This is a genomic window from Kitasatospora sp. NPDC056531, assembly GCF_042794375.1.
Classification (GTDB): domain Bacteria; phylum Actinomycetota; class Actinomycetes; order Streptomycetales; family Streptomycetaceae; genus Kitasatospora.
Genome location: NZ_JBHTTU010000026.1, coordinates 24,876 through 31,122 on the forward strand (window position 1 = coordinate 24,876; position 6,247 = coordinate 31,122).

The window sequence follows — 6,247 nt, forward strand, 5'->3', positions numbered from 1 at the left end:
CTGCCAGGGACTGCACGGATCGGTGGACTCCTCGCCGTATCTGCTTGTTGGTCAGCTCGGCGGTCTCGGCGACGGTCTGCTCCAGCGACGGTGTCCACGGCACCAGGTGGCCAGGTCCTTGCGCAGGATGCCCACCTCCTGACCCTCCGCTGTAGGAGAAGGCGAGCCCGGTCAGGCTGCCGGGGCGGTCAGGACGGCCCTGGCCACCAGTCGGAGATTCCTGATCATCGGATTCGGGTCGCCCTTGCGGCTGACCAGGACGACCTGGCTGGAAGGAGCGCCCTCGATCGGGATGGTGACGAGGTTGGGGCGTAGTGAGCTACGCCGGTCGCCGACCGGTAGCACGGCGATCGCCCTGCCACTCGCGACGAGTTCCAGCTTGTCCTCGTAGCTCTCGATCGGCGGCACGTCGGCCCCGAGGATCCGGTAGGAAGTCCAGTCCGCGGTCTCGAACGGGCATGGCGCCGCCTCCTCGCCGGCCAGTTCTTCCGAGGTCACCGACGGGCGGTCGGCCAAGGGATGGCCGCGTGGGACCACGAGCATCCGGGGCTCCTCGTACAAAGGGGTGGTGAAGACGTCGGCGGCGAGCGGCAGCGGGGCCCGCGCGATCAGGGCGTCGACGTGCTTGTCGGACAGCGCCCCGACGTCGCGGCAGCTCAGGTACCGGGTGGTGATCTCGGCCTCCGGGTAACGGCGGCGCAGTTCCCCCACGGCGGCAGTGATCACCAGGTCTTCAACGTAGCCGATGGTGATTCGTTCAATCTCGGCTTGTCCGCGCACGGCCAGTTCGGCCTGGCGGGCGGCCTGCAGCAGGGCTTGGGCCCGGGGGAGGAACCTCTGGCCTGCCGGAGTGAGCCGGGTGCCCTGGGGTACGCGGTCCAGCAGTCGTGTGCCGAGATACTTCTCGAGCCGTTGGATCTGGCGACTCAGCGCAGGCTGGGCCACGTGCAAGTCGGCGGCGGCCCGGCCGAAGTGCTGGTGCGCCGCGACCACGGTGAAGTAGCGCACCAACCGCAGTTCCAGGTCCTGTCCGAGATCGTTCACCCTTGCAGCGTACGCGTCATGCCGTTTCGGAATGAGCAGGTTGCCGAATTGGTCTTGGACGGCGATGCCGCGGTGGGCCTTGACTCAAGGAGCAACGTTTCCCCAAGAAGGCGACAGACGCGATGAAGGCGATCCAGTTCCATGAAGCGGGCGGGCCCGAGGTTTTGCAGTATGACGAGGTGCCGGTTCCCGAGATCGGCCCGGGCGAAGTGCTCGTCCGGGTGCACGCAGCGGGCATCAACCCGCCGGACTGGTACCTGCGTGAGGGGATGAAGGTCATGCCGGCCGAGATGAGGCCGGCCCTGGAGTTCCCTCTGGTCCCCGGAACGGACATGTCGGGCGTGGTCCAGGCGGTCGCTCCGGACGTGTTGGGGTTCGCCGTCGGTGACGAGGTCTTCGGCATGCTGCGGTTCCCCGGATTCGACGGCCGGACCTACGCCGAGTACGTGGCCGCACCGGCTTCGGACCTGGCTCACAAGCCGGCCGGTATCGACCACGTGCAGGCGGCCGGGGCGCCGATGGCCGTGCTTACGGCCTGGCAGTACCTGGTGGATCTCGGCCACGACGTGCCGTCGGTTTTCACCGGTCGGGTGCACCAGCCGGTGCCGATCACGCCAGGGATGACCGTGCTGGTCAACGGTGCTGCCGGTGGAGTGGGTCACTTCGCGGTGCAGCTGGCGAAATGGAAGGGGGCACACGTCATCGCGGTGGCCTCCGGGCGGCACGAGCAGTTCCTGCGCAAGCTCGGCGCCGATGAGTTCATCGACTACACCAGGACGCAGGCTGCGGACGTAGTCAGCGGTGTCGACCTGGTGATCGACGCCGTCGGTGGCCCGGACAGCTCACGCTTCCTGAGTGTGCTCAATCGCGGCGGCACCATGCTTCCGGTGTTCTTCGCCCAGTACGATCCGGAAGAGACGGCGAGTCTGGGCATCACAGTCTCGAACATTCAGGTGCGTTCCAACGGCCCCCAGCTCGCCGAGATCGGGCGCCTGTTCGACGAGGGCAAGCTGCAGGTCGGGGTGGACAGCACCTACCCGCTGCCCGAGGCGGGCAGCGCACACACGCGAGCCGCGCAGGGCCACATCCAAGGCAAGATCGTGCTGACGGTGGTCTCGTGATCGCCGAACTCCAGCAGGCGGTGGCGCACTACGCCCACGCCCTGGACGAGCTGAAGGTGCCCGCGCTGGAAGCGGTTCTGACCGAAGACACCACCTGGACCTTGACGATGTCCCGACAGGGAGTGCTCGGCCCGATCGCCGGACGCGCGGCGGTGCTCGACTCATCTGTTCGGAGGTGAAAGGGGAGCGCCCGACCCCGCAAACGCCGGTGCGCACCTGCACGCGGGTACCGGCCGGTCCAGCCGGAGCGAGCCGGCTGGACCGTTGGCCGACGAGCAGTGCCCAGCCGGCGCAGCTCGACAGTCAGCGGGCGATCGAGACCGCGAAGGGTGTGAAGCCGGTGGATCGGATGACGTGCGGGACGAAGAGGATCGCGGCCTCGGTGGCGCGGGCGGTCCGGATCCCGCCGAGGTCGGTGATCCACTCCTTGTGCCAGCCGAGGTCGGTGAGCAGTTCGCGGACGGTCTGCTTGGCCTGCGGGTCCTCACCGGAGAGGAACGCGGTCGGTGTCTGGGGGAGGGTGGCCGGTGCGGTCATCACCGGGAAGAGCATGGTGTTGAGGGTCTTGACGACGCGCGTTTCGGGGAGTGCTTCCTGGAGTTGCTCGGCGAGGCTTGATCCGGGGTAGAGCAGGTCGGCGGGCAGTCCGTCCGGTCCGTCGGTGGTGGCGTTGGAGACGTCGACGAGGATCTTGCCGCGCAGTTCCTCGCGCAGGGCGGCGAGCCGCTCCAGCGAGCCGTTGCCCGGGGTGGCGTTGATGACGATCCGGGCTGTTCGGGCGGCGTCGGCGGCGGCGCCCGGCGTGCGGTCCGCCACGGTCACCTCATGCCCTGCCCGGGTGAGGGCCGCGGCCAGGTTGCCGCCGACGCGGCCGTTTCCGAGAACGGCGATCGTGGTCATGGTGATGGTGTCCTTTCATGGGTGCGGGTTGTGGTGCGGTCAGCGGGAGAGGGTGGCGACGGCTTCGGCGTGGATACCGGGCGCGGCAGCCAGGAAGCTTCCGCTCTGGGGGGTCCAGGGGCGGCCCTCGGCGTCGGAGATCCGTCCGCCGGCCTCGGTGACGAGCAGCGCCCCGGGCAGCAGGTCCGCGCGGGCGCCGGCGAACTGCCAGAAGGCGTCGATCCGGCCGGCGGCCACGTTCACCAGGTGCAGGGTCGCGGGCACGGCGGTGCGGACGACCAGCGCGTCGAAGAGCATCGCGGTGATCGAGGAGCCGACGCGCCGCACGACCTTCTCGTCCTCGTCCGGCCGGGCCTGGCTGGTGGCCACGATGCTCAGGCCGAGGTCCGCAGTGGGGGAGACGTTGAGCGGCCGGCCGTCGAGGTGGGCGCCCGCGCCGGTGAGCGCGGTGTAGGTCTCGCCGGTCAACGGCAGGTGGACCACGGTGAGCACCGGCTGGTTGTCGCGCACGAGGGTGGCGGTCACCGCCCACTCCGGCAGGGCGTGCAGGTGGTTGACGTTGCCTTCGGCCGGATCCACGACCCACCATTCGCCGGGCGGCAGCGCCCCGCCGTCCAGCTCGTCCTCCACCCAGCCGGCGTCCGGGCGCAGGCGCGTGAGTCGGGGGCGCAGGATGTCGAGGGCCATCCCGTCGTTGGCGGCCAGCGCGCGCATCAGCTCTTCGCGGTTCCGGTAGCGAACCACCTCGCCGAAGCGCTCGCGCAGCGCCGAACCCGCCTCGCGCACGGCGTTCGCGGTCTGGGCGAGCAGGTCGGAGTCCAAGGCGGCGACGTCAATGGTCTGAAGCGGTTCGGACATGGTGGTACTCCCGTCTGAGGAGGGGGATGAGGCCGGTAGAGGGCCGAACTGCGCGTTACTCCTTGCGCTTTCGCCTCAACGGTAGATAGCCCCGTAATTAACTTCAAGTGCATGTCAAGCACGGCTAGGATTACTCGTATGCAATTGGATTTGAACCTGCTCGCCGCGCTGGACGCGCTGCTGGAGGAGGGCAGCGTGGCCGGGGCGGCCGCACGCCTGCACGTCACCGCCCCCGCGATGAGCCGGAGCCTGGGCCGAATCCGGCGCACGACCGGGGATCAGATCCTGGTGCGCACCGGCCGCACGATGACCCCGACGCCGTACGCGATCGCCGTCCGGGAACAGGTGCACGAGCTGCTGCACCAGGTCCAGGAGGTGCTGGCACCGAGCCGTGAACTCGATCTGGCAACGCTGGAGCGCACCTTCACACTCCGCTGGCACGATTCCCTGGTAGCCCTGAGCGGCCCCGCACTGCTCGCGGCCGTGCGCGAACAGGCGCCGGGCGTGCGATTGCGCTTCGTCGCGGAATCGAGCACCGACACCCCCGAGTTGCGGCGCGGCGAGGTCGACCTGGAGGCCAACGCCAACCGTCCGAGCGCACCGGACATCCGTGCCGAGAAGGTGGGTGAGACCCGCCTCGTCGTCGTCGTGAGGCACGGGCACCCCCTCACCCGTGTCGGGACCGTCACCGCAGAGCGGTACGCCGCCGCTGAGCACGTCACCGCCTCGCGACGTGGAAACCTCAGCAACGCCCTCGACGACGCCCTCGCGCGGCTCGGCCTCACCCGCCGCGTGGTGGCCACCGCGCCCACGGAAGCGGCCGCGCTGGAGTTCGCACGCGGTTCCGATCTCCTGATCACCGTCCCCGAAGCCACCACGCGGTCCGCAGTCGCCGACCTCGGCCTGGTCGTGCTCCCCCTCCCGCTCGAACTGCCGTCGGCACCGATATGCCTGTCGTGGCATCAGCGCTACGACACCGACCACGCCCACGCCTGGCTGCGCGGCCTGGCACGAACCGCGCTAGCCGTATGCGGGGCGTCGTAGTCGGCGTCCTCCGACCGCTTTCGGGGCTGAGCGTGTCCGAAACACGCGATCGCTTACACGCCCGCCTGGTCGAGTACGGGCGGTGGAGTAGGGGCGTGAGCCCCCTGGAGGGGTGCGTGGCCTGTGCGGGGGCGGCCTGTCGACGGCAGGCTGAGATCGACATTGCCGGGGCGACTGGGCCGCTGGGGACACTGCGAGGAGCGGGTTTCGCGGCGGTAGTGGGGCTGCCGACGGCCGCAGCTGCAATCACAGCCTGTTCGACGGGCTGAGGGGTTCAATCAGCGTTTTGGTCTAGTCCATGTTGACTTCGAGACGCAGCGTCGCACGCCTGAGGCCTCGTATGCGTGGTACCGCGCGCTGATCGCTGCCCATCGGGCACGGTGTGCGAAGTAGGGGCCTCGCTAACTCTCTTGTGGTAAAGGCAAGTCAGGAAACACCGTGACTGGCAGTTACGGATTCCCTATAATGACAGCCTGTTCGATGGGCCGAAGGCCGTCGAACGCGAAGGACTTCGACGCGATCGTGCCGTGCGGCGCGGACGAGCGGGCTTCGTCCTGACTCCGGGCGGGTGGTACGTGTACGCCCCACAGTGGTCCCGCGTCGTTGCCCCTGTCGTGTGATCAGCGCGGATCGACACACCTCGGAAGGTATGTCGGAAGGCCGAAGGCCATCCCTGGACCATAAGTAATTCATATGCCTAGCTGGAAACTGTGTTCCTGCGCGATCTTCGCGCGGCACGGGCGTCTTGACGGGGGATTGGCTTGCCGCGCAGCTTCCTTGACAGCTCCCTGATGCCTCGCCGGACACGTGTTCGTCAGAGGGGGAGCGCCGGGTCGGCCCAGTGCACCACCTCCCGCCGTACCGGTCGGAAGCCTGCGGCCTCGGCGAGGGTTCCGCTGACACGGTTGCTCTGCGGTGCCGACCCAGGCCGACAACGACCTGCAGCGTGTCGCTGAGGCGGTGGCCGGCGATGCCGCTGGGCAGCGGGCCGTGCAGACGGTCATCGGTGAGCTCGGCCGGTACGAGGCCCTCGCGGCCCGGGCCGCGACGTCTACCGGCCGGCGCCGTCCGGGGTCCGGGTGGGCGGGGGGATGCGCAGCACCGGGAGTGCGCAGAGTGCAGCCGCCGTCGTGGCGCAGACGGCGGCCATGGCGAGGACCGTCCAGGCGGACGGGGGGGGGGGGGGGGGCGGGGTAAGTCTGCTCCGCTCTCCCCCCCCGTCGGCTGAGAAAAGGGAAAGAGGGGGGGGGGAGGAAAACCCCGAAGAGAAGGGGTTCTGG

Annotated in this window: 6 protein-coding genes and 1 pseudogene; 4 read left to right on the plus strand and 3 right to left on the minus strand. The window is 69.2% G+C overall.

From position 1 onward, the window contains the following. Positions 1 to 171: 171 nt before the first annotated feature. Positions 172 to 1,044, minus strand: coding sequence for a LysR family transcriptional regulator (locus ACFQ87_RS22085; protein ID WP_380612506.1), 873 nt, complete (start codon positions 1,042 to 1,044; stop codon positions 172 to 174). Between the two features lie 122 nt (positions 1,045 to 1,166). Between ACFQ87_RS22085 and ACFQ87_RS22090 the strand changes: the two genes are divergently transcribed. Beyond that, positions 1,167 to 2,165: an NADP-dependent oxidoreductase gene (locus ACFQ87_RS22090; RefSeq protein WP_380612507.1), complete on the plus strand. Its 999-nt coding sequence runs from the start codon at positions 1,167 to 1,169 to the stop codon at positions 2,163 to 2,165. Beyond that, entirely contained in the window at positions 2,162 to 2,344 is a 183-nt protein-coding gene (locus ACFQ87_RS22095; RefSeq protein ID WP_380612508.1) for a nuclear transport factor 2 family protein, read from the plus strand. Before ACFQ87_RS22090 ends, ACFQ87_RS22095 begins: the two co-directional genes overlap by 4 nt. Before the next feature lie 124 nt (positions 2,345 to 2,468). Here the strand turns inward: ACFQ87_RS22095 and ACFQ87_RS22100 are convergent, their stop codons facing one another. Then, positions 2,469 to 3,065 (minus strand): NADPH-dependent F420 reductase, encoded by a 597-nt coding sequence (locus ACFQ87_RS22100; RefSeq protein ID WP_380612509.1) that lies wholly within the window; start codon positions 3,063 to 3,065, stop codon positions 2,469 to 2,471. A 39-nt stretch (positions 3,066 to 3,104) separates the two neighbouring features. Then, on the minus strand, positions 3,105 to 3,923 hold the full coding sequence (locus ACFQ87_RS22105; RefSeq protein WP_380612510.1) for an inositol monophosphatase family protein: 819 nt from the start codon (positions 3,921 to 3,923) through the stop codon (positions 3,105 to 3,107). 138 nt (positions 3,924 to 4,061) lie between these two features. Here ACFQ87_RS22105 and ACFQ87_RS22110 point away from each other — a divergent pair, with 138 nt between their 5' ends. Next, positions 4,062 to 4,967 carry a LysR family transcriptional regulator gene (locus tag ACFQ87_RS22110; protein ID WP_380612511.1) on the plus strand — a complete coding sequence of 302 codons (906 nt, stop codon included), beginning with the start codon at positions 4,062 to 4,064 and terminating at the stop codon, positions 4,965 to 4,967. Between the two features lie 264 nt (positions 4,968 to 5,231). Further along, positions 5,232 to 5,360 (plus strand): annotated as a pseudogene (locus ACFQ87_RS22115) (family 1 glycosylhydrolase); the annotation flags it as partial. Between the last annotated feature and the right edge of the window lie 887 nt (positions 5,361 to 6,247).

Coding starts and splice junctions, on each gene's coding strand:
- ACFQ87_RS22090 (WP_380612507.1), top strand. CDS start 1,167: ATGAAGGCGATCCAGTTCCATGAAGCGGGCGGGCCCGAGGTTTTGCAG.
- ACFQ87_RS22100 (WP_380612509.1), bottom strand. CDS start 3,065: ATGACCACGATCGCCGTTCTCGGAAACGGCCGCGTCGGCGGCAACCTG.
- ACFQ87_RS22105 (WP_380612510.1), bottom strand. CDS start 3,923: ATGTCCGAACCGCTTCAGACCATTGACGTCGCCGCCTTGGACTCCGAC.
- ACFQ87_RS22110 (WP_380612511.1), top strand. CDS start 4,062: ATGCAATTGGATTTGAACCTGCTCGCCGCGCTGGACGCGCTGCTGGAG.